This is a genomic window from bacterium (assembly GCA_030018315.1).
Classification (GTDB): Bacteria; Hydrothermota; UBA3073; order JACQXS01; family JAGMCI01; genus JASEGA01.
Genome location: JASEGA010000006.1, coordinates 13,309 through 36,233, shown reverse-complemented (window position 1 = coordinate 36,233; position 22,925 = coordinate 13,309). Strand labels below are relative to the sequence as shown.

Genomic DNA, 22,925 nt, shown 5'->3' with positions numbered 1-22,925 from the left:
CTTTCTTAACATAGCAACTTCTGTGACATTTGGGCAATAATTTGGTAGCTATTTCCCTGAATTATTGTGGGGATGGGTTTTTAGTGTTTTATGTAAAATATTTAAGAGTATCTAAAACTTTTATTTGTGTAGCAATTTGACACAAAGGTGTTGTAGTCTGACACTAATGTTATAGGGGTAATTCATGAATTACCCCTACAATCAGTTAGACCATACTCTCTAATCTTACGATAAAGGTTAGCACGGTCAGTTTTAAGTATGGCTGCTGCCTTCTTAATATTCCAGTCAGCTGCTATAAGTGCTTGCTGGATAAGTGTGCGCTCAAAGTTATCTACTCTCTGCCGAAGTGACAACTCTTCATTTTTTGCAAGGCTAAAGCCTTGCCCTACAATCATTTCCTTGCTTCCTATCCCGACAGGTCGGGATAGTGAGACTACATCGTTTACAGTAATCGTATCTCTGGGTACCATAATTACAAGACGCTCCATAAGATTCTTTAACTCCCTTACATTACCTGGCCAGTTATATTTTTCAAGTTCTTTTATAGCACTTGACTCTATATCTTTTGACCGTTTACCGTTTTCTTCACAAAATAACTTAATAAAATATTTAGATAGAATCCCTATATCCTCAATTCGCTCCCGTAGCGGAGGCACAAAAATAGGGATTACATTTATTCTGAAGAGTAGATCTTGTCTGAAATTTCCTTTTTGAGTCTCATACTCCAGATTCTTGTTAGTAGCAGAGATAACTCTTACATCCACTTTTATCGGCGTTTTGCCACCCAATGGCTCTATTTCACCCTCTTCCAGCACTCGCAACAACTTAGCTTGTGTCTCAAGACTCATATCACCTACCTCATCCAAAAATAGAGTGCCAGTATTTGCTAAAATGAATTTACCCTCTTTCTTTGTAATAGCGCCTGTAAATGCACCCTTCTCGTAGCCAAAAAGCTCGCTTTCTATAAGTTCTTTAGGGAGAGCAGCACAATTTACTGTTATGAAAGGCTGTGTTTTTCGAGGACTGTAGTCATGTATAGCACGAGCTACAAGTTCTTTGCCTGTGCCACTCTCACCATGAATAAGGACACGGCTATTGGATTGGGCAGCTCTTTTAAGCTCTTCGTAAAGTTTTTTTATGGCATTGCTTGACCCAACCATTGTGTATCGCTTGGCAACCTGTCTTTTAAGCCCTTCATGCTCAAGAAGATGTGTTATGAGGAGTAGCAGTTTTTCGCCTATTATTGGTTTCTCTAAGAAATCGTAAGCACCAAGTTTAGTCGCTTTTACTGCATTATCAATTGTAGCCTGACCTGAAATCATAACTACAGGAAGATAAGGTTTGTTTTGTTTAATCTTTTCAAGTACCTGAATCCCATCAATTCCGGGTAAGACAATATCAAGTAAGACGATATCAAAGTTGTTTTTCTCTATACAAAAAAGTGCATCCTCACCAGTAGCAACTGTCTCGAGTTCGTAGCCTTTATCTTCAAGTAATCCTTTTATAGATTTTCTGATATTAGGTTCATCGTCTACAACTAAAATACGGACTGCCATGTTTTTAGACCTTCTTCTTTATTGGTAACTTAACTACTGCTATTGTGCCTCTTCCTTCTTCTGAATTTATAGTTATCTCTCCTTGATGGTCTACTATTATCTTTTTTGCTATAGTGAAGCCAAGTCCAGTCCCTTTATATTTTGTAGTTACATAGGGGTCAAATATTTTAGCTAAAACATCTTTTGAGATTCCACTCCCGGTATCGGCTACTGTAACTATTGCCCACTCGTTATCCACTGATGTGGATACAGATATCTGGCCAGCTGCTTCTATACTATTTTTTATCAAATTTGTAAGCACCCTTCTAATACCGTTCTTATCAATAAAAATATCAGGAATATCTTTAAAGTAATTCACTTTTATTTTTTGCTCTCCACTATAAAGCTCAACTACACTCTTTACAATCTCATTTAAATCACATCGCACAAAGTTTGGCTCTGGCATTCTTGCAAATTCTGAGAATTCGGTTGCAAGATGCCGTAAATTTTCTAACTCTTCTTTTATTGTAGTTAAACATTCCTTATCTCTTTCTTCTTTTAAATTTGGAGTCAACCTATCAATAGAAATTCCAATAGAAGTGAGTGGGTTTTTTATCTCATGTGATACTCTTCTTGCTATCTCTTGCCACGCTTTTAATCGCTCTGTAGTTTTAAGAGCTTCTCGCTGTGTCTCGAGGTCCTTACTCATCTTATTAAAGGAGTCGGTTAGATTCCCAATTTCGTCTTTTGATTCTACAGGAATTTGATAACCAAAGTCACCTTGTGTAATTTTCTGTGTCCCCTGAACTAAGTTATGAATAGGTCTTTCAATCCCTTTACTCAGTCTTGAAGCAATAACTACACCTGCAACAACCAACATAATCACACCGACAGAAAATAAAAGCCATAGTATTACTTTAATCGACTTTTTAAACAACTGTAACTGCTTTACAATTTGAAGCACCCCTACTATGTTTTGTATTTTATTCCTTGTCTTTAAATCTAATCCTTCCTCTCCTTGTGTCTCCTTAAGCTTTTCTGATATAGTAAATGAGTCTTCAAGTGCACTTACTATTCTCTTGTTTGACCACACATCTATGTTCCTCGTAAGCAGATTTAAGGTCAGGAAAGTAAGTGGTATAGTTGGTATAAGCAAAAAACAAATAAAAATGAGTATCAATTTTGACCTAAATTTTGGAGTATATCTTCGGAGCAAAAGATATAGGAGAGTAATTACTACAGCAAGTCCAACTGCAACGATAAAATATGGCATAAACTTAATTTTAATACCTCATTACAAAAAGTCAATAAATTTGATAATTTTTGCTTTTTCTTGCTTTGTTGAATAAATATTTTTGGCACCTTTGATTTTCAACCTTTGACTCGGTTTTAGACAATTTTGACCTTGTCATTCTGAACGAAGTGAAGAATCTCATAAATCGGTGTCAATCAAGGTGTTGCAAGTTTTGTAAAGTGAATTATTCAACAAAGCAGCTTTTTCTTGACTTTTGAGTTTTTTGGTGTAAAAATGATGTATGTCATGCTGAACTTTTCGCCTGTCACTCTGATCCTGAGCGTAGCGAAGGAAAGAATCTCAACAGGCTCAGGGCAAGCGTAGTGAAGCATCTCCTCGGGAGGAAAAGATGGATACACAGAATCTAAAAGATAAGAGGTCTCAATTTAAGTCAGTGTCAGGTGAGCCAGTAAAAATTTTGTATACTCCAGAGGATATTAAGGACCTTGATTATACGGAGGCACTCGGTTTCCCTGGTGAGTATCCGTTTACAAGAGGTGTCTATTCTACAATGTATTGTGGCAGACTTTGGACGATGCGTCAGTTTTCTGGCTTCGGCACTCCTCGTGATACAAATAAGAGATACAAATACTTATTAAGCAAGGGGCAGACTGGTCTCTCTGTTGCATTTCACTTTCCTACCCTTTATGGCAGGGATTCAGACCACCCACTCTCACAGGGTGAAGTTGGCCGTTGTGGTGTAGCAGTAGACTCACTTCGTGATATGGAGATAATATTTGATGGTATACCACTTGACCGTATCTCTACATCAATGACTATAAACGCACCTGCTGCTATGCTACTTGCTATGTATATAGTAGTAGGTGAGAAACAAGGTGTACCATCCGAAGTCCTGACAGGCACTATCCAAAATGACATCCTTAAAGAGTATCAGGCACAAAAGTCATGGATATATCCACCTGAGCCTTCTATGCGTATTATTACAGATATACTCGCATACTGTTCAGACTATGTCCCAAAGTGGAATACTATTTCTATCTCCGGTTATCACATAAGGGAGGCAGGCTCAACTGCTACTCAAGAGCTTGCTTTTACTTTAGCAAATGGGTTTACATATGTAGAGTATGGGATGAAGGCTGGTCTTCCAGTGGATAAGTTTGCACCTCGGCTTTCATTCTTTTTCAATTCACATATTGACTTCTTTGAAGAGATTGCTAAGTATAGAGCTGCCCGTCGTATATGGGCGAGGGAGATGCGTAATAAATATGGGGCTAAAGACACAAGGTCATTACTTATGCGATTCCATACACAGACAGCTGGCTGCACTTTAACTGCACAACAGCCTGAAAATAATATTATAAGGACAGCATTTGAGGCACTTTCTGCAGTCTTAGGTGGAACTCAATCTTTGCATACAAATTCAATGGATGAGACTTATGCTTTACCGACAGAGAAGGCAGTGAGAATAGCACTGAGGACACAGCAACTCATAGCATACGAGACAGGTGTTGCCAATACTATAGACCCAGTTGGTGGCTCTTATTATGTTGAGGCATTAACAAATAAATTAGAACACCAAGCCTATGAATACTTTGATAAGATTTCTGCCCTTGGCGGAGTGATTCCAGCAATTGAGAAAGGCTTCTTCCAGCTTGAGATAGCAAAAGCTGCACATAGGTACCAAAAAGAGATAGAAAAAAAAGAGCGAATAATTGTAGGTGTAAACGAGTTCGTAGAAGAAGAGCCAGCTAAGATAGAGCTACTTAAGATACCACCCGAAGTAGAAAAGCAACAAATAGAAAGTCTTAAGCAATTAAAGAAGGAAAGGAACACAACTAAAGTAAAGGAGACACTCCGTGAATTACGGGATGCAGCTAAGGGTGGTGATAATCTGATGCCTAAGATATTGGATGCTGTCAGAGTCTATGCTACACTTGGTGAGATGTGTGATGTCTTGCGTGAAGAATTTGGTGAATACGAAGAGCCACCGATATTCTGGTAATATTGGAATTATGTGGTAATCGGTGTCAGGTTTGATTTTTAGGTAAAGGTGGCTCACCCTAAGCTCACAATTGGAGGTATAACTATGAAAGCTTTAAAATATAAGACCGATGTTTATGATGGAGCGCTGGCGTGGAGTCACGGCTTTTCTCATGAAATTGAAGAAATATTTATTCCACACTATGGAATTGGATTTAATCTGGTTAACGATAGATTGAATGTATTCAAATTAAAAGAGCCAAGGCAATCCAAAAAGACCAAAGAAATTGAAATAGAGCCTGAATTTGCAGCAATGCTCGAAAAATACCTAAATTTAGAAAAAAATATTAAAGAGAAAGCAAAAATATACTTTCCATCGCACTAATTGGGGTTGGGTTTTAGATAACAGGATAAAGTTGGAGGTGAATTATGCCACAGGTAAAAATTTGCGATATTCAACCCGGGATGAGTAATATTGAGGTAATGGGTCGGATAGTTAAGATAAGTGGGCGGAGGCAGGTTCAAACAAGATTTGGGCCTGCTGATGTAGTTACAGCTACATTAGAGGATGAGACAGGTTCAATTAGTCTCAGCCTCTGGAGACAGCAGATTGATTTGGTAAAGGAAGGTGATAATGTTAAACTAACAAATGCATTTGCTAAAACTTTTGGTGGCAAGCCTGATTTGAATATAGGGAGGGATGGTCAAATAATTACTGTATAAAAGAAGGCTGTAATGATTAAGATAAAATATTAAGCATGTAATGTATAGGGGGTATTATGGCAAAGAAGATAAGAGTATTAGTAGCGAAGCCGGGGCTTGACGGTCACGATAGGGGGGCAAAAGTAGTAGCTGCTGCCTTAAGAGATGCGGGGATGGAGGTCATATATACTGGACTGCACCAGACACCTGAGCAAATTGTAGAGGCTGCGATTCAGGAGGATGTAGATGTGATAGGGGTATCAATCCTATCCGGTGCCCATATGACTATATTCCCAAAGATTGTTAAACTACTTAAGTCTAAAGGTGCAGCTGATATAGTTGTTTGTGGTGGTGGCATAATTCCAAAAGAAGATATGGAGGCACTTGAGAAACAAGGCGTTAAAAAGCTATTTGGACCCGGGACTCCAACTACTGAAATAGTGAAGTGGATAAAGGGGGTGGTAAAGAAATGAGATTTGGCGAGTCTAATTTAGAACTCCTTTCAGATGGCAAGTTTTGGCTTGATGGTGGTGCTATGTTTGGTATAGTGCCTAAGGTCATCTGGAACAGACTTAATCCTGCAGATAGTGAAAACAGGATTGAGCTTGGTCTTAATTGCTTATTGATACAAGTAGGTGATAAAAATATACTTGTAGATACAGGGATTGGCGAAAAAATGGATGAAAAATTTAAGGGTATGTATAGGGTAGATAAGACTTGTAATTTAAATGACTCTTTACAAAAGCTTGGACTTAGCCACGACTCTATAGGTGTTGTTATAAATACACACCTCCACTTTGACCACTGTGGCGGTAACACAAGGATTGAAAATGGCAAGCTTGTTCCATCATTTCCGAATGCTAAATATGTAATACAACGTGGTGAGTGGGATGCTGCCATCAACCCAAATGAGCGTACTCGTGCCAGCTATTTAAAAGAGAATTTGGTCCCTATTGAAGAGGCTGGTTTACTTAATCTAATAGATGGGGATACAGAAATTGTGCCGGGTGTTAAAACTATTGTGACTGGTGGGCATACAGCAGGACATCAAGTTGTGTTAATTGAGTCACATGGTAATTCCGAAGGATCCTGTGGAAAAGCTTTATATCTTGCTGACTTGATTCCAACAACATCACATATCAAACTACCCTATGTGATGGGTTATGACTTGTATCCATTAGAGACAATGAAAAAGAAGAGAGAGTTATTAAATATAGCAGTTAAAGAACACTGGCTACTTATATTTGAGCATGACCCAAAAATTGGGATGGGGTATTTAAGTGAAGATGAAGGCAAGCTTAAATTGAATCCTATTCATTGAGGTAGACAGAGTTCATTTTTCAGTCTAAATCAATGAGAAGGGGTGCAGTATGTTAAGGTTGATTGCTAAGGCTGTAATAGTGACTATATTGGGGTTACCAGGTTTGGCTAATGTAGTATCTGCTGGCTGGGAAAAGACATATGGCGGAACTCATTGGGACTTCGGTTACTCAGTGGCACAGACGAGAGACGGTGGCTATATTATAGCTGGATCTACTTGGTCATATGGGGCAGGAGAGTCTGATGTATATCTTATAAAGGTTGATGCTTATGGAGTAGAAGAGACGGTAAAATCCGAAATCCGAATGACGAATGACGAATTGTTAGAAGTATATCCTAATCCATTCAGTGGGAAAACAGTGATTAGGATTCAGGGATTAGGTAGGGGTTTGATTAATCAAACCCCTACACTACAAATCTATGATCTGGCTGGTAGATTAGTTAAGTCTTTTCCACTTATCACTGATCACTTCTTACTAATCACTGCTGTTTCTTGGGATGGTAAGGATGAAGCTGGAAAATTTGTTGACTCAGGTGTATACTTTTGCAAGCTTACTACTGGTAATAAAAGTATAACAAAGAAAATAATTGTTGTGAGATAATACTAAAACTCAAAAGTTGGCATAAAGAGGAAGGTAAACTTAAATTGCTTTCTATTTGACTCTGTAATAATGGAGGCAAAAATATAGTGAATTCTACAAAATACAAACGGCGGTCCATTAGGCTAAAGGAGTATGACTATTCTCAAGCTGGTGCATATTTTGTGACTATATGTACTAAAAATCAGGAGCTGTATTTTGAACTATGCAAATAATCCAATGATATTAAATGTGGTTATATTAAGGGGGGATTATGAAAGAAAATGATAAACTTAAAGAGCTTGATGAGTTTAAGAAGCAGGCTCTACTTGGTGGTGGCAAAGAGAGAATAGATAAACAACATTCCGCTGGTAAACTTACTGCAAGGGAGCGGATAGACCTATTGCTTGATAAAGGCAGTTTTAGAGAAACTGATATGTTTGTCACTCATCGCTGTACTGACTTTGATATGGACAAGAAAAAGATACCCGGGGATGGTGTTGTTACTGGCTATGGCAAAATAAATGGTAGGTTAGTGTATATATTCTCGGAAGACTTCACTGTATTTGGTGGCTCACTTTCTAAGGCTTATGCTGAAAAGATATGTAAGCTACAGGATATGGCGATGAAAAATGGCTGTCCAATTATTGGGATAAAGGATTCAGGTGGTGCTCGTATTCAGGAAGGTGTAGATAGTCTTGCAGGCTACACAGATGTATTCTTACGCAATGTGCTTGCATCAGGTGTAGTGCCACAGATTTCTGCTATTATGGGACCGTGTGCGGGTGGTGCAGTTTATTCACCTGCTATAACTGACTTTGTATTTATGGTAAAGGAGACTTCTTATATGTTTTTGACAGGCCCTGATGTTGTGAAGGCAGCTACACATGAGGATGTGACATTTCAGGAGCTTGGTGGTGCTATGGTCCACAATGAGAAATCTGGTGTTGCGCACTTTGCAGCAGAGAGTGAAGTGGAGTGTATAGAGTTAATTAAAAAGCTGTTCAGCTATATACCACAAAATAATCTTGAAGACCCACCTTTAGTTGAGTGTAGAGATGATCCGAACCGTATAGATGATGCACTTGATAATATTGTACCAGATAGTCCTATAAAGCCTTATGATATGAGCGAGATAATAAGAAAGGTAGTAGATGATGGTGACTTCTTTGAAGTCCAACCGCACTTTGCTAAAAATATTATTATTGGGTTTGCAAGACTTGGTGGTAGGTCTGTAGGAATAGTAGCAAACCAGCCATCAGTACTTGCAGGTGTGCTTGATATAAATTCGGCAATAAAAGGGGCAAGGTTTGTCAGATTTTGTGACTGCTTTAATATACCAATTGTTACATTTGTAGATGTGCCAGGTTTCCTTCCAGGAACTGCTCAGGAGTGGGGTGGTGTAATAAAGAATGGTGCTAAGCTCCTTTATGCATTCTGTGAAGCAACTGTACCAAGGATGACTGTGATAACGCGTAAAGCTTATGGTGGTGCATACTGTGTTATGAGTTCAAAGCATACAAGGGCAGATGTCAACTTTGCATGGCCAACTGGTGAGATAGCAGTTATGGGACCCGAGGGTGCAGTTAAGATACTTTATAGAAAAGAGCTGAAAGAAGCTAAAGACCCAAAAGCATTAGAGAGTAAACTTGTATCTGATTATACTGAGAAGTTTGCTAACCCATACATAACTGCGAGTAAGGGCTACATAGACGAAGTCATAAGGCCAAGGGATACAAGGCCACGTCTAATTGAGGCACTTGAGTTAACTGATAACAAGCGTGATACAAATCCGGCAAGAAAGCACGGTAATATACCGTTATGAAAATTCAAAAATAAAGTATCAAAATGTAAGATTATATTAAGTTCTTAGAGTTCAACTGTGTGAACTGAAAAAACTTTTATAGACAGCTAACCAGAGGTCTATCTCAAAATTAGCATTTTTCCGGTACCGAGCTTCTTGCCATCGTTATCACTTCCGTCCCAGTAAACAGCAGTGGATAGTGATAAGTGGCTAGTGATTAGTGGGAACGACTTAACTATTCTGCCAGCTAAATCATAAATTTGTAGTGTAGGGGTTTGATTAATCAAACCCCTACCTAATCCCTGAACCCTAATCACTGTTTTATCCCTAAATGGATTAGGATATGCCTCCAATCCACAGGATCCTGCGGATATTTTGGATTTGGGATTTGCTTTCTTCAATTCCTATAACTGTGCCTTTCGCAAAATAGACCTCGCCACTTCCTGAATCAAACCTGATGCCGAAACTGACAGCACATGGCCCAAGCGCCTCTCTGTAAAACTAACCGAACTTCGGTGAGCTCAGTCGAACCGTGAAGGTCGTGGTGAACCACGGGATTTCACCAGAAATGTCATTGCGAGTGAAACGAAGCAATCTCATTTTTCTCTAACTGATGAGATTGCCACGCCCCGCCGTTGTTGGGGCTCACAATGACAATTTTGTTGTCATCTTGTGATTAAAGAAGGGTGGAAAAAGCTTGACATTTGAGGAGTAGTGAGTGTATAGTTTGGGAAATAGAAATTGGAAAATAGGAATTAGAAATTAGGAAACGAAGAAAAATGATTAGGAAGGTTTTAGTAGCGAATCGTGGTGAGATTGCAATAAGGGTACTTAGGGCGTGTAAGGAGCTTGGTATACTTACAGCTACAGTTTATTCAGAAGCTGACAGGAGTGCATTGCATACAAGGTATGCAGATGAGGCATATGAGATAGGGCCGGCACCTGCAGCTGAGAGCTACCTTAAGATAGACAAGATTATAGAAGTAGCTAAGAAGACGGATGCTGACGCTATTCATCCAGGTTATGGTTTTCTAGCTGAAAACGAATATTTTGCAGAGGCTTGTGAGTCTCATAATATAATATTCATTGGTCCCAACTCCAAAGCTATAAGGCTACTTGGTGATAAAATTGAAGCAAGGAAGACGATAACTAAAGCTAAAGTGCCTGTGACTCCCGGTTCCAGTAAAGGGCTTACAAGTGAAGCTGAAGCCATTAAGGTTGTGAATGAAGTAGGTTTTCCTGTTCTTATAAAAGCGGCTGCTGGTGGTGGTGGCAAAGGGATGAGGGTAGTGAAGTCTGAGTCTGAGCTTAAGCCAGCTATGAAGCAAGCGATGTCAGAAGCCAAGTCTGCATTTGGTAATCCAACAATATATATTGAGAAGTATCTTGACTCTCCTCGTCATATAGAGTTTCAAATACTTGCCGATAACTATGGGAATGCAGTCCATCTATGTGAGCGTGAGTGTTCTATTCAGCGTAGGTATCAGAAGTTAGTAGAGGAGTCGCCTTCACCTTTGATGACTAAAGAGCTTAGAGCTAAGATGGGTGCTGCTGCAGTCAAGGCAGTTAAGGCGTCAGGTTATACAAATGCGGGGACAGTTGAGTTTATGGTAGACAAAGACAGGAACTTCTACTTCCTTGAGATGAATACAAGGCTACAGGTTGAGCATCCTGTAACTGAGCTTGTCACCGGAATAGATATTGTAAAGGAGCAGCTTAAGATAGCAGCAGGTGAGCGTCTATCAATTAAGCAAGAGGATGTAAAATTATCAGGTGCAGCTATAGAGTGCAGGATAACTGCTGAGGACCCGGATAATAACTTTATGCCATCAACTGGTAAAATAGTTGAGTTAATAGAGCCTAATGGACCTGGTGTTAGAGTAGATAGTGGAGTATTTGCTGGATTTGAAGTTCCTATGTTTTATGACCCGTTGATTGCAAAGTTACTTGTATGGGCACCTACGAGAGATGAATCTATATCAAGGATGAGGAGAGCACTCTCTGAATATAAGATAATAGGGATTAAGACAAGTATACCATTTCATCAGCTTGTAATGAATAATCAATATTTTATAAGTGGTGAGTATAATACAACATTTGTAGATAAGATGCTTGGTAGCACAGAATTAAAGAAGACAAACCAGCCCATTGCCGCTATAGGGGCAACCATTGCGATGACATTAAAAGAGAAGAAAGTTTCAGTTATCCCAAAAGTATCCGAATCCCGTTACAGTGCATGGAAGTTTGCAGCGAGGCAGGCAGAATTGAGAAAGATGTGATAATAGACTAAAAGTCTAATAGTCTAAAAGTAAGACAGTATAAATGGCATATATTGCTAAAGTTGATGATAAGGAGTTCAAAGTTGAGTTAGAAAAAGAAGGTAATGGATTCAAAGTTTATATAGATAACAAGCCTATGAAAGCTACTGTTGTGGAGGTTGGCAGTAATTCACATTTATCACTGATAGTTGATAACAAGTCGTATGATGTTATTATTGAGGATGAGAATACTATTTCGGTAGATGGTGAGAGATTCAAGGTAAGTGTTGAGGATGAGCAAGTACAAGCACTCACTAAACTCAAGCCTGAGATTACTCATGTTGGTGAAGTTAAGGTCACTGCTCCCATGCCAGGGTTAGTTATAGAAGTAGGGGTAAAGCCAGGTGATACAGTAAAAGCGGGTAGTGGTCTTTTGATAGTTGAGGCGATGAAGATGCAAAATGAGATGAAGGCACCAAGAGATGGGCTTGTTAAGCAGGTACTTGTCAAACAGGGGATGACGGTAAATGGGGGCGATACATTAGTAATAATAGAATAAGAGTCTAAGAGTCTAAAAGTATGGAGAGGGTGAGAAAGTTTCAGGACTTAGTTGTCTAGCAGAAGGCTGTGGAACTGTTTGCCCTTGCTGTTAAAGATGTTGAGAAGTTTCCAGCAACTGTTGCGGCAAAGATAATTGCTAATCAACTTATATCAGCTGTCGGTTCTATCAGTGCTAACATAGCAGAGGAGTTTGGTAGAAAAAGTCGTAAAGAATTTAGTTATCACTTAGGAGTGGCAAAAGGGGAAGCTACCGAGAGTCGAGATTGGTATATTAAATGTAGGGAGGTTAGTTTTCTTGATAAGAGTATAGTGAGAGACCAGATAGCTTTGTTAAATGAAATAATAAAAATGTTAAATGTGTTAATCTCAAAAGTTAAGAACTTTTAGACTTTCAATGTTATACACTCCTAAACATATAAAAGATTTAGATTACTTAAGGGACATTGGGTTTCCTGGTGAGTATCCATTTACACGTGGTATTTATCCTAATATGTATCGTGGTAGACTATGGACTATACGTCAGTATGCTGGCTATGCGAGTGCAAAGGAGTCTAATAAGCGATATAAATATTTACTTGCACAGGGACAGACAGGGCTATCAGTAGCATTTGATTTACCGACTCAGATGGGTTACGACTCAGACCATCCACTTTCTGAGGGAGAAGTTGGTAAAACTGGTGTCGCTATTGATTCACTTTTGGATATGGAGGCTTTATTTGATGGCATCCCTCTTGATAAAGTAAGCACTTCAATGACAATAAATTCAACTGCTCCTATACTACTTGCAATGTATATAGCAGTCGCTAATAAGCAAGGTGTATCAAGGGAGCTACTTTCGGGCACTGTTCAAAATGATATATTAAAGGAATACATTGCACGTGGCACATATATATTTCCACCTGTCCCATCAATGCGGCTTACAATAGATATATTTGAGTATTGTAGTAAATATTTACCTAAATGGAATACAATCTCAATCTCCGGTTATCATATAAGAGAGGCAGGTGCAACTGCAGTACAGGAGCTTGCATTTACACTTGCTAATGCTATAGCTTATGTAGAGGCAGCTATTGCGCGTGGGCTTACCGTAGACTCATTTGCACCAAGGCTATCATTCTTCTTTAATGCACACAACGATTTCTTTGAAGAGATAGCTAAATTTCGTGCTGCCAGGCGGCTATGGGCAAAGATAATGAAGGAAAGATTTAATGCTAAAGACCCAAAGTCATGGATGCTGAGATTTCATGCCCAGACTGCCGGCTGTACATTGACTGCTCAGCAGCCCGAAAACAATGCTGTAAGAGTTGCATTCCAATCACTTGCTGCTGTTCTTGGTGGCACACAGAGTTTACATACTAATTCAATGGATGAGGCACTCGCATTGCCAAGTGAAGAAGCGGTTAGGCTTGCATTGAGGACACAGCAGCTAATTGCATATGAGAGCGGTGTCCCTAACACTATTGACCCACTTGGTGGTTCTTATTATATAGAATCGCTTACTAAAGATATTGAAGCAAAAGCTATGGAGTATATAAACAAGATAGACTCAATTGGTGGCGCCTTAAAGGCAGTTGAGATTGGTTACTTTCAGCATGAAATTCATAATAGTGCGTATGAATACCAGAAAGCAATTGAGAGTGGTAAAAAAGTAGTTGTTGGGGTTAACAGATTTGTAGAAGGTGAAGAGGACTACACTAAAAATATACTGAAAGTAGACCCAAAGGTAAGAGAAGAGCAGATAGTAAGACTAAAAAAGTTGAAGTCAACAAGGGATAATCGTAAAGTGAATGCATCTTTAAAGACTCTTCGAGATGCTTCACTTTCCCTTCGCTCTGCTCAGGGCAGAGGTTCAACAGAAGATAATGGCAACCTTATGGAACCAATCATTGACTGTGTCAAGTGCTACGCTACATTGGGTGAGATCTGTAGTGTATTAAGGGAAGTGTTTGGTGAATACAAAGAGAAGTTTGTGTTTTAATGACGACCCTGAACTTGATTCAGGGCGAATGTCGAATGACGAAGCAAGAAAATGATAGTGATGTGTGGATTAAAGGTGAGACCTCTAAGTTTTCTCTTCACGAAATTTTGTTAATATGTTTGAGTAAAAGGAGGTATAAATGGAAAGAAGGAGTAGTTGAGGATATTGCAGATTTTGAGCGGTATAAGCATCTTGAGGTGCAGGCACGGAGTCTTAAAGAGAGAAAATACGAGGCGGTCACTATGAGTTGACACGCCATGCTGAAGAAGAAAAAGAGGCGGACAATTTTGAAGTAGTTGACATAGAAACCAGAAGGTGTGCTAATTTTAGTTGAAATTTATGAGGTATCTCCTAAAATCTAAATACTGGAGGTGCAGGAGATTATGGAGTTTGCTCCTTGTATATGCTGATTTTTAAGGAATGAGAAAAATTGGAGTATTAAGAATTTCTAACTTGACAAGGGGATTTTAGTGATTATATTAAAATAATGGAGTGATTGGACGAGAGGGGCGATAAAAATATAAAAATGGATATGAGGTTGAAAGAGATAGGAGATATTAAGGGAATTTCAACTAAAATGATATTCTCTCTCATTGAAAAAGAGGGGAAAATATGAGCAGGGTTCGGAACTCTCGCAATCCTTTGGATTGCTCGATGCCATCGCACTCGGACAACAGCGGACATACGACTATGCCTCGCTCCGCCAAATTCGGAAAATCTGAACTTCCCTTATCCGCAATCCGTTTATGAAATGCCCGGCGCAATGATAAAAGGAGGTAAAAATGACTAAGGAAGAAAAATTCTATAACGCATTAAAAGACATCTTTGTAGGTGCAAAGGTAGAAGGAGAATCTGGATACATCAATTTGATGAGGATTAAATCAAGATACTATGAAAAAGGTATCTTTCCAAAACTTCAAAAGGACTTAGAAGAGGCATTAAATCCGTTTCCAGGATTTAGAGAAGAGCTTTTTGATAAACTCTACACCTTCTTCAATCGTTATTTTTCAGAAAGCGGTTCTATTTATTTTAGATATACCCCAATTCATCAAAATGTCTATGAGAATGTATATACCGATGATAAAGATACGATGCTCTTCTGGAAAACGCATATGCTTTATTATGTCAAAACTGATAGGTTGTTTAAAAATCTGGAAGTAGAAATAGACGGTTTCAAATTCTTCTTTGATGTCTCACGATTAGAGCATAAGAAAGCCTTTGAGAAAAAAGAGATAATTTTTGAATTTAAAAAGAAAAGGAATGATGGGATAATTGTTTTCAATGTTTCTTATTCTGAGCGAGGTAAGATAACAAAAATTGATGAGATTTTGAAGACATTAAAGAAAGAAGGGATAAGAATAACGGATGATATATTAGAGAATGCTTTTAGAGTTTTTGAGAAGCAGAGCGAGGTAGATTTTTTCATCAACAAAAATGCAAAAGAATTTTTAAAAGAGCAATTTAATATCTGGCTTTATCAGTATGTTTTCTCTGGTGAAAGCGATTGGACAGAAGAAAGGATAAAACAATTACAAACCTTAAAAGATATAGCATTTAAGATAATTAATTTTATTTCTCAATTTGAAGACGAGCTTGTAAAAATCTGGAATAAGCCAAAGTTTGCTTTAAACTCAAACTATGTGATAACTCTGGATAAGATAGCAGATAAAAGCATTGAAGTTGTAGAGAAAATATTAAATCACAAGAACTTTAATGAACAGGTAAAAGATTGGAAAGAATTAGGGATTGTGGCTGATAACTTCGCCTCTTCTGACATTCTGAGCGATAGCGAAGAATCTCTAAATTCTAAATACCAGCATCTGCCAATTGATACAAAATACTTTAAGGATTTAGAACTTGAAATTTTAGGCTTGTTTGACGATTTAGATAACGCCTTAGATGGCTGGCTGATAAAAAGCGAAAACTATCAAGCATTGCAAACGATCTTGCCGAAGTTTAAAGAAAAGGTGCAGACGATTTACATTGACCCGCCTTATAATACTGGCAGTGATGAATTTATTTATAAAGACAAGTTTCAACATTCTACTTGGCTAACAATGATATTAAATAGGCTACAAATGGCAAAAGAATTTCTAAGAGATACAGGAAATATCTGTGTAAGTATTAATGAAAATGAACTTTATAACTTAAAGCATATTACAGATATGGTATTTACTGACGCTAATTACCTGGCAAATTTTGTTATTAAAGTTAGACATGAAGAAAGAATACTGAAAGGTGACAAGGAAGTCCATGAAGTTGTAGAGAATCTTTTATATTATAGAAAAAGTAAAAATCATATGATTAAAAAAATAAAAAAGGAGAATACATCAATAAATGAATACATTTGGCAAGTAAAAGAACAAAAGAGAGCAGATTTAGTTCTGAATTTCAGCAGTAAAAAAGTGGAGGTATTTAAACCTGGTTCATATGAATTTGTACAGCTAAATCCAGGCGAAAAACAGCTAAAAAGAATCAATATACGAGGGTCTATTCGACAAGGGAATTCTAGTGGGAGATTTTATGTAAAGTATCTCGAACCGAATTTTGAAAATTATAGAGGTTACTTATTTAAAGTTCATGAGATGGGAAATGATGGATTAGGTTACCGTTATTTTTGTATCCCTGATAAGTCATCAAAAAGGAACAATGGTGATTATTTTCAAGGGATTCCAGTAAATAAACGTGAAATCAAAGAGATACCTTATCCAAACTATTTTGATATGGTTAATGAATTCAATAGAACTGGATATGAAGGTCCTGCTTATTTTGGAAGCGGTAAAAAACCCGAAGCATTTATTAATAAAGTAATGGAGCTATCGAATTACGAAAAACGAAATTTAATATTGGACTTTTTCCTGGGTTCTGGAACGACCACCGCAGTAATGCAAAAGTTAGGGGGAAATGGCTTGGGATTGAAATGGGCAACTATTTTTATGATACTATTCTTCCGAGAATGAAAGAAGTGTTGGCAGGTAAAGGCAATCATGAACCTTGTGGTATCTCCAAAGAAGTAAACTGGCAAGGTGGAGGATTTTTCAAATACTACGAACTTGAGCAATACGAGGATACTTTAAGGAGAGCGAAATATGAGGATTCAGATTTATTTGAAAATCCTTATGAAGACCCATACAATCAATATGTTTTTATGCGGGATTTGAAAATGCTTTCTGCGTTAGAAATAGATTATGAGAATAATAAAGTAAAGGTGGATTTATCAAAACTTTATCCAAACATAGACGTTCCAGAGACACTTTCTAACATTTTAGGAAAGTGGATAAAGAGAATATCTGCTGATGAAGTGGAATTTGAGGATGGAGAAAAAATAGACCTTAAAAATTTAGATTACAAACTCATTAAACCTTTAATCTGGTGGTAAAAATGGTAAGAATATTCTTACAGGACATAATTGAAGATTTAAGATTTGAAGATTTACCTGCTAACTGGAATTCTTTTGATTTGGAGAGTTTTTCCAAGAACAAGAAACTCTGGGATTATCAGCAAGAGGCAGTTAAAAATGCTGTAAAGGTTATCTGGAAGTATTTTGAAGATTTTGTAGATTATCAAGACGGTGAAAGATTAGAAATCTATCAAGAAAGAAAACAAAAGTTTTTCAACTGGTATAAAGATAATGGATTAGATGAAAATTTAGATATTAAGTTAGATAAGAGGAAAAGGAACATCTATAACCTTCTTACAGGATATTATCCTCGAGAAGATGGGAAAATCCCTTATGAGCATCTTATCAATCGGATGTGTTTTTGGATGGCAACAGGAAGTGGAAAGAGCCTTGTTATCATTAAACTTATCCAAATTTTAGCAGAGTTAATTAAAAGAAAAGAAATTCCACTATACGATATTCTAATTTTAACTCACAGGGACGACTTAATAGGGCAACTTAAACACCATGTAGATGAATTCAACTATGTAAACGAACCCAGAATAATTCTAAAAGAGCTCAAAGATTATCCTGAGGTTAAAAGACAACCAACATTATTCGGGATTACCGTATTTTATTACCGCTCAGATAACTTAAGTGATGAGCAGAAAGAAAAAATTATAGACTTCAAAAATTACGACAACGATGGGAAATGGTATATTTTTCTCGATGAGGCACATAAAGGAGATAAGGAAGAGTCAAAAAGACAGCATATTTATTCCATCCTATCAAGACAGGGGTTTCTATTTAATTCCTCAGCAACCTTTATAGACCCAAGAGATGTTATCACATGTGCTTTTGAATTTAACCTATCAAGTTTTATAAATTCTGGATACGGAAAGCACATTACTATTTTAAAGCAAGAAATAAGGGCATTTAGAAATGAGGAAGATTATAGCGGTGATGAGAAGCAGAAGATAGTCTTAAAATCATTAATCCTTCTGACTTATGTGAAAAAATTTTATGAAGATATTAAGAATATCCGATCAGATTTATATCATAAGCCATTGCTTTTGACCCTTGTCAACTCTGTTAATAAGGAAGATGCTGACCTAAAGCTGTTTTTTAGAGAACTTGAAAAAATTGGAAAACAAGAGATTGAACAAGAAGTTTTTAAGAATGCTCTTAACGAACTATGGGATGAGTTAAAGCAAGAGCCTGAGTTTATATTTGAAGATGGCAGGAAAATAAAAATAGACGAAACAATTTTTAAAAACATTACAAAAGAAGATATTTTGAACTATGTTTACAACTCAAAATCAGGTGGAGAAATTGAAATCTTAAGAAGACCATCCAATAAGAAGGAGCTGGCGTTTAAGTTAAAGACAAGCGATAAACATTTTGCATTGATAAAAATAGGTGATATATCAGGATGGCTAAAAGAAAAACTTGCAGGATACGAAGTTCAAGAAAGATTTGAAGATGAAAGTTATTTTGAAAATTTGAATAGAGAAAATTCTGAGATCAATATCTTGATGGGCTCTCGTGGTTTTTATGAAGGGTGGGATTCTAATAGACCCAATGTAATCAATTTTATCAATATAGGAATGGGAGAGGATGCAAAAAAATTTATTTTACAATCTGTTGGGAGAGGAGTAAGAATTGAACCAATAAGGGACAAAAGAAAGAGGTTATTACAAGTTTACAATGCAAAGGAGATAGATGGGGAGGAGTTATTCAACAAAATCAAAAATAAAGTCTTACCAATAGAAACTCTATTTATTTTTGCAACAAACAGGAGTGCTTTAGCTAAAGTAGTTCAGGAGTTGGAGAGAGAAAGAAAAAGAGAGGGGGAGGCTCAACTTTCTCTCTTTGTGAATGATGAGGCTCGAAAACATAAATTGCTGGTGCCAACATACAAATCAGCAAATTATCCTCTTTTGAAGACCGAAGAACCAATAAAGTTTGAGATTTCCACTAAGGATTTTGAGGTACTTAATAAATTTAATGAGTTTGTCCCAGATGACAGAGTATTCTTGATGAGATATAACACAGAACCCATAAAAATAGAACTTTTAAGAAGGAGATTGAATAATCAAAGCAATTTTAAGTTTGGTGAAAAAGGTTTTAAAAATGTAGATTTGCTTATTCAAAGATTTTTTGATTACCTCAGTGTCGTTCCAGAGGAATTTGAAGGGCTTAAAGAATTAGAGAAAGAGATAAAACATTTTAAGAATATCAGGGTGTATTTGAAAGATATCAACGAAATACAAAAGAAAATTGAAGCTATCCGCCAATTCAAAGACCCCTCTGTATTGGAAAGAGAGTTGAAGGAGAAATACGGGCGTAGGGAAATTACTTTAGAACAATACACGGAAGGTATCAAGGAATCTGCTCGGATGGTCAGAGAGGAAAGAGTAGAGTATCAAAGTAAACAACTGAGAATTAAGTACATTGCTAATCATTACTACCTTCCACTTATACTGTCTGATGACGAAAAGATAGATTACATCAAGCACGTTATCAAGACTTCAAGCGAGGTAAAGTTCATTAATGATTTGGAAAATTATTTAGTTAAAAATGCTAACAAATTTAAAATGTTCGATTGGTGGTTGTTTAGCAAATTGGATGAAAGTTTAGACGAAATTTATATTCCGTATTATAATCCTAATGTGAATAAAATCAGCAGATTTTACCCAGATTTTATTTTCTGGTTAAAGAAAGGAGATAACTACTTTATTGTTTTTGTTGATCCAAAGGGGACAGAACATACAAGTGCTTACAGGAAAATTGATGGGTATAAAGCATTATTCGAGGAAAACGGAGAAGAAAGGGTTTTTAATCACAACGGATTCAAAGTCAGAATAAAATTGCTCCTAAGACCAGAGGACGTTTCGAAAGCTCTTACTGAGTATAAACAATATTGGTTTGATAACATTGAAAAGATGTTAGAAGCGATGGCATGATTAATGAGAATCTTTGGTGTCAGGTTTGATTTTTAATAAGGAAATCTAAAAGTGTAATAGACTAAAAGTCATAAAGTGGTGAGGAGGTTTAAATGATTATAGGGGTACCGAAGGAGTTGCCTATATTTAAGGATATACCAGAGTATCGGGTAGGACTCTCTCCCATGGGCGTGAGGGAGCTTATTGAGCTTGGCACAACTGTTTATGTTGAGAGTGGTGCTGGTTCTGGTGTTGGGTTTACAGATGTTGATTATGAGACTGTAGGTGCTAAGATTGTGTATTCTAAAGACGAGGTCTATAAGAGGGCTGAAATAATCGTTAAAGTGAGGGAGCCGCAAGAGTTGGAGTATAAAATTATTTCCGAAGGATCCCATACGGGTCGTATGACCTGTGGAGATGAAGGTAAAGTTATAATGGGCTTTTTTAATCTTGTAGCTGCCCCAAAAGCACTGATAGATGTGCTTATTAATAAAAAGACTACAATTATTGGTTATGAGATAATTCAGAAGGATGATGGTAAGCTTCCAGTCCTTATCCCGATGAGTGAGATAGCAGGTAAGCTTGCACCGCAGATAGCGGGAAGGCTTCTTGAGTCCTCAAGTGGTGGGCGTGGCATCTTGCTTGGTGGCATACCCGGTGTCCCACCGGCTGAGGTTGTCATATTTGGTGGTGGCACATTAGGTTGTAATGCAGCTAAGAGTCTTGCCGGTCTTGGTGCTAATGTATATGTGATGGACATAAGTCGTGACAAGTTGGAAGATATTGCTTGTCATATGGAACACAAGGTGACTACACTTTTTGCTACCAAGTATAACATAGAGAAACTTGTCAAATTTGCCAATGTTTTGATAGGTGCAGTCTTTGTGGTCGGTGAAAGGACACCTATCCTTGTGTCTAAAGATATGGTCAAATCTATGAAGAAAGGAGCGGTAATTATAGATTTTGACATAGACCAAGGTGGGTGTGTTGAGACAGCTAAGCTTGCACCGGCTGGCAAATTTGTGTATACAGTGGAAGGTGTAATCCACTTCTGTATGCCTAATACGCCAACACTTGTAGCGAGGACTTCAACTCATGCGCTAACCGGGGCAATTCTTCCATACCTTAAGAATATAGTTAAGTTTGGAATAGATAAAGCGTTAAAAGAGGATTCGGCTCTTAATAGAGGGGTTTATATTTATAAAGGAAGTATAAAGAAGGAGTACATAAAATGAGAGGTGCGACCTCAAGCTGGTTTGACGATTACAAGAAGAAGCTTGTCTCTGTTGAAGAGGCAGTCTCTGTGATAAAGAGTGGCGACTGTGTGTACATAAGTGGGAATGCAGCTACTCCATTAAAGTTGCTGGATGCACTCGCCGAGCGTAAAGATAAGCTATATGATGTTGAGATAACCCATGTCCTTTTGCTTGGTGAAGACCCGCTTTCAAAGCCTGATATGGAAGGTCACTTTAGACACAACTCACTTTTTGTCGGACCTGCAGATAGGAAAGTAGTAAATGAGGGGCGTGCTGACTATATTCCTGTATTCTTATACGAGATACCGGACCTGTTTTACTCAGGTGCTATGAAACCTGATGTTGCCCTTTTGCATCTTTCACCTCCTGACGAGCATGGATTTATGAGTTTTGGAGTTGAGTGTTTAGCATCTAAGGCGGCGGCTGAGACTGCTAATCTTGTGGTAGCACAGGTTAATGATAAGATGCCGAGGACACTTGGTGATTCGTTTATTCATGTGTCTCAGGTGGATAAAATTGTGGAAGTCTCAGAGGAGTTACCCGAATTAGTTGTAAAAGAGTTAACTGATACAGAGAAGAGTATAGGCGCTCATATAGCAGACCTTGTAGAGGATGGTTCCACACTTCAGCTTGGTATAGGTGGTATCCCAAATGCTGCCCTTAAGGCAATGAAAGATAAAAGAGACCTCGGTATACATACTGAGATGGTATCTGACAGTATAATAGAGGCTATTGAAGCTGGAATAATAACTGGTGCAAAGAAGACTTTACACCCTTACAAAGTAATTGCTACTTTTATATTGGGGTCAAAACGAGCATATGGATATGCACATAATAATCCTGTATTTGAACTACATCCCGCAAATTATACAAACCATCCGTTTATAATATCACAAAATGAAAGGATGGTTGCAATAAACTCTGCTATTGAAGTAGACTTGACGGGTCAGGTCTGTGCAGACTCAATTGGGGTTAAGATATATTCTGGGTTTGGTGGTCAAGTAGATTTTATTCGTGGTGCGGCTCAATCCAAAGGTGGTAAGCCTATAATTGCATTACAATCAACAGCTAAAGGGGGTGAAGTATCAAGGATTGTATCATCACTTAAGTTAGGTGCAGGAGTGGTAACAACAAGGGCGGATGTCCATTATGTGGTTACAGAGTATGGAGTCGCATACTTACATGGCAAAAACTTAAGAGAGCGTGCTGAGTCCTTAATTAAAGTAGCACACCCAAAGTTTAGGCCATGGCTTGAAGAGGAAGCAAAGAAAAGAAAATTGCTATAGTTAATTGAGTTCGCACATTCATGGCATTTTGTTTTTAAATGTAGGGGTACGATTTATCGTGCCCAATAAGTTTGGGTTTGATAAATCA

Annotated in this window: 20 protein-coding genes and 1 pseudogene; 18 read left to right on the top strand and 3 right to left on the bottom strand. The window is 37.7% G+C overall.

The window, feature by feature from the left end; all coding sequences use genetic code 11:
* Positions 1 to 182: 182 nt before the first annotated feature.
* A complete protein-coding gene (locus QMD71_03365) occupies positions 183 to 1,556 on the bottom strand; it encodes a sigma-54 dependent transcriptional regulator (GenBank protein MDI6839885.1) in 1,374 nt (457 codons plus the stop codon).
* A 4-nt stretch (positions 1,557 to 1,560) separates the two neighbouring features.
* Entirely contained in the window at positions 1,561 to 2,808 is a 1,248-nt protein-coding gene (locus QMD71_03360; GenBank protein MDI6839884.1) for an ATP-binding protein, read from the bottom strand.
* Between the two features lie 370 nt (positions 2,809 to 3,178).
* Here QMD71_03360 and QMD71_03355 point away from each other — a divergent pair, with 370 nt between their 5' ends.
* From QMD71_03355 to QMD71_03320, 8 genes and pseudogenes are all read left to right on the top strand, one after another.
* A complete protein-coding gene (locus QMD71_03355) occupies positions 3,179 to 4,792 on the top strand; it encodes a methylmalonyl-CoA mutase family protein (GenBank protein MDI6839883.1) in 1,614 nt (537 codons plus the stop codon).
* A gap of 84 nt (positions 4,793 to 4,876) precedes the next feature.
* Positions 4,877 to 5,155, top strand: coding sequence for a hypothetical protein (locus tag QMD71_03350; GenBank protein MDI6839882.1), 279 nt, complete (start codon positions 4,877 to 4,879; stop codon positions 5,153 to 5,155).
* A gap of 44 nt (positions 5,156 to 5,199) precedes the next feature.
* On the top strand, positions 5,200 to 5,493 hold the full coding sequence (locus QMD71_03345) for an OB-fold nucleic acid binding domain-containing protein (GenBank protein ID MDI6839881.1): 294 nt from the start codon (positions 5,200 to 5,202) through the stop codon (positions 5,491 to 5,493).
* A gap of 56 nt (positions 5,494 to 5,549) precedes the next feature.
* Entirely contained in the window at positions 5,550 to 5,945 is a 396-nt protein-coding gene (locus tag QMD71_03340) for a cobalamin B12-binding domain-containing protein (GenBank protein MDI6839880.1), read from the top strand.
* Positions 5,942 to 6,793 carry an MBL fold metallo-hydrolase gene (locus QMD71_03335; protein ID MDI6839879.1) on the top strand — a complete coding sequence of 284 codons (852 nt, stop codon included), beginning with the start codon at positions 5,942 to 5,944 and terminating at the stop codon, positions 6,791 to 6,793. The genes QMD71_03340 and QMD71_03335 overlap by 4 nt, the downstream gene beginning before the upstream one ends.
* Positions 6,794 to 6,842: 49 nt before the next feature.
* Entirely contained in the window at positions 6,843 to 7,394 is a 552-nt protein-coding gene (locus tag QMD71_03330) for a T9SS type A sorting domain-containing protein (GenBank protein MDI6839878.1), read from the top strand.
* Between the two features lie 83 nt (positions 7,395 to 7,477).
* A pseudogene (locus QMD71_03325) lies at positions 7,478 to 7,582 on the top strand (transposase).
* A 62-nt stretch (positions 7,583 to 7,644) separates the two neighbouring features.
* Entirely contained in the window at positions 7,645 to 9,195 is a 1,551-nt protein-coding gene (locus tag QMD71_03320) for an acyl-CoA carboxylase subunit beta (GenBank protein MDI6839877.1), read from the top strand.
* A 98-nt stretch (positions 9,196 to 9,293) separates the two neighbouring features.
* Here QMD71_03320 and QMD71_03315 read toward each other — a convergent pair whose 3' ends face one another.
* Complete coding sequence (locus tag QMD71_03315; protein MDI6839876.1) at positions 9,294 to 9,575, bottom strand: hypothetical protein; 282 nt, start codon at positions 9,573 to 9,575, stop codon at positions 9,294 to 9,296.
* A 378-nt stretch (positions 9,576 to 9,953) separates the two neighbouring features.
* Here QMD71_03315 and accC point away from each other — a divergent pair, with 378 nt between their 5' ends.
* The 10 genes from accC to QMD71_03265 all read left to right on the top strand — a co-directional run bounded on the left by accC (position 9,954) and on the right by QMD71_03265 (position 22,837).
* Positions 9,954 to 11,453, top strand: a complete 1,500-nt coding sequence (gene accC, locus QMD71_03310) for an acetyl-CoA carboxylase biotin carboxylase subunit (protein ID MDI6839875.1) — start codon at positions 9,954 to 9,956, stop codon at positions 11,451 to 11,453.
* 43 nt (positions 11,454 to 11,496) lie between these two features.
* Positions 11,497 to 11,991, top strand: coding sequence for a biotin/lipoyl-binding protein (locus QMD71_03305; GenBank protein MDI6839874.1), 495 nt, complete (start codon positions 11,497 to 11,499; stop codon positions 11,989 to 11,991).
* A 68-nt stretch (positions 11,992 to 12,059) separates the two neighbouring features.
* Entirely contained in the window at positions 12,060 to 12,380 is a 321-nt protein-coding gene (locus QMD71_03300; GenBank protein MDI6839873.1) for a four helix bundle protein, read from the top strand.
* 7 nt (positions 12,381 to 12,387) lie between these two features.
* Positions 12,388 to 13,971 (top strand): methylmalonyl-CoA mutase family protein, encoded by a 1,584-nt coding sequence (locus QMD71_03295; GenBank protein MDI6839872.1) that lies wholly within the window; start codon positions 12,388 to 12,390, stop codon positions 13,969 to 13,971.
* Between the two features lie 35 nt (positions 13,972 to 14,006).
* Complete coding sequence (locus tag QMD71_03290) at positions 14,007 to 14,222, top strand: hypothetical protein (protein MDI6839871.1); 216 nt, start codon at positions 14,007 to 14,009, stop codon at positions 14,220 to 14,222.
* A 531-nt stretch (positions 14,223 to 14,753) separates the two neighbouring features.
* On the top strand, positions 14,754 to 16,931 hold the full coding sequence (locus QMD71_03285) for a DNA methyltransferase (GenBank protein MDI6839870.1): 2,178 nt from the start codon (positions 14,754 to 14,756) through the stop codon (positions 16,929 to 16,931).
* Positions 16,928 to 17,350, top strand: a complete 423-nt coding sequence (locus QMD71_03280; protein ID MDI6839869.1) for a hypothetical protein — start codon at positions 16,928 to 16,930, stop codon at positions 17,348 to 17,350. Before QMD71_03285 ends, QMD71_03280 begins: the two co-directional genes overlap by 4 nt.
* Before the next feature lie 2 nt (positions 17,351 to 17,352).
* On the top strand, positions 17,353 to 20,316 hold the full coding sequence (locus QMD71_03275; protein ID MDI6839868.1) for a DEAD/DEAH box helicase family protein: 2,964 nt from the start codon (positions 17,353 to 17,355) through the stop codon (positions 20,314 to 20,316).
* Between the two features lie 92 nt (positions 20,317 to 20,408).
* Positions 20,409 to 21,530, top strand: a complete 1,122-nt coding sequence (locus QMD71_03270) for an alanine dehydrogenase (protein MDI6839867.1) — start codon at positions 20,409 to 20,411, stop codon at positions 21,528 to 21,530.
* Positions 21,527 to 22,837, top strand: a complete 1,311-nt coding sequence (locus QMD71_03265) for an acetyl-CoA hydrolase/transferase C-terminal domain-containing protein (protein MDI6839866.1) — start codon at positions 21,527 to 21,529, stop codon at positions 22,835 to 22,837. Before QMD71_03270 ends, QMD71_03265 begins: the two co-directional genes overlap by 4 nt.
* Positions 22,838 to 22,925: the final 88 nt, after the last annotated feature.

Bases quoted from the DNA above. Each gene is read 5' to 3' on its own strand.
- QMD71_03365 (MDI6839885.1), bottom strand. From the start codon at position 1,556: ATGGCAGTCCGTATTTTAGTTGTAGACGATGAACCTAATATCAGAAAA.
- QMD71_03360 (MDI6839884.1), bottom strand. From the start codon at position 2,808: ATGCCATATTTTATCGTTGCAGTTGGACTTGCTGTAGTAATTACTCTC.
- QMD71_03355 (MDI6839883.1), top strand. From the start codon at position 3,179: ATGGATACACAGAATCTAAAAGATAAGAGGTCTCAATTTAAGTCAGTG.
- QMD71_03350 (MDI6839882.1), top strand. From the start codon at position 4,877: ATGAAAGCTTTAAAATATAAGACCGATGTTTATGATGGAGCGCTGGCG.
- QMD71_03345 (MDI6839881.1), top strand. From the start codon at position 5,200: ATGCCACAGGTAAAAATTTGCGATATTCAACCCGGGATGAGTAATATT.
- QMD71_03340 (MDI6839880.1), top strand. From the start codon at position 5,550: ATGGCAAAGAAGATAAGAGTATTAGTAGCGAAGCCGGGGCTTGACGGT.
- QMD71_03335 (MDI6839879.1), top strand. From the start codon at position 5,942: ATGAGATTTGGCGAGTCTAATTTAGAACTCCTTTCAGATGGCAAGTTT.
- QMD71_03330 (MDI6839878.1), top strand. From the start codon at position 6,843: ATGTTAAGGTTGATTGCTAAGGCTGTAATAGTGACTATATTGGGGTTA.
- QMD71_03320 (MDI6839877.1), top strand. From the start codon at position 7,645: ATGAAAGAAAATGATAAACTTAAAGAGCTTGATGAGTTTAAGAAGCAG.
- accC (MDI6839875.1), top strand. From the start codon at position 9,954: ATGATTAGGAAGGTTTTAGTAGCGAATCGTGGTGAGATTGCAATAAGG.
- QMD71_03305 (MDI6839874.1), top strand. From the start codon at position 11,497: ATGGCATATATTGCTAAAGTTGATGATAAGGAGTTCAAAGTTGAGTTA.
- QMD71_03295 (MDI6839872.1), top strand. From the start codon at position 12,388: ATGTTATACACTCCTAAACATATAAAAGATTTAGATTACTTAAGGGAC.
- QMD71_03290 (MDI6839871.1), top strand. From the start codon at position 14,007: ATGACGAAGCAAGAAAATGATAGTGATGTGTGGATTAAAGGTGAGACC.
- QMD71_03285 (MDI6839870.1), top strand. From the start codon at position 14,754: ATGACTAAGGAAGAAAAATTCTATAACGCATTAAAAGACATCTTTGTA.
- QMD71_03280 (MDI6839869.1), top strand. From the start codon at position 16,928: ATGAAAGAAGTGTTGGCAGGTAAAGGCAATCATGAACCTTGTGGTATC.
- QMD71_03275 (MDI6839868.1), top strand. From the start codon at position 17,353: ATGGTAAGAATATTCTTACAGGACATAATTGAAGATTTAAGATTTGAA.
- QMD71_03270 (MDI6839867.1), top strand. From the start codon at position 20,409: ATGATTATAGGGGTACCGAAGGAGTTGCCTATATTTAAGGATATACCA.
- QMD71_03265 (MDI6839866.1), top strand. From the start codon at position 21,527: ATGAGAGGTGCGACCTCAAGCTGGTTTGACGATTACAAGAAGAAGCTT.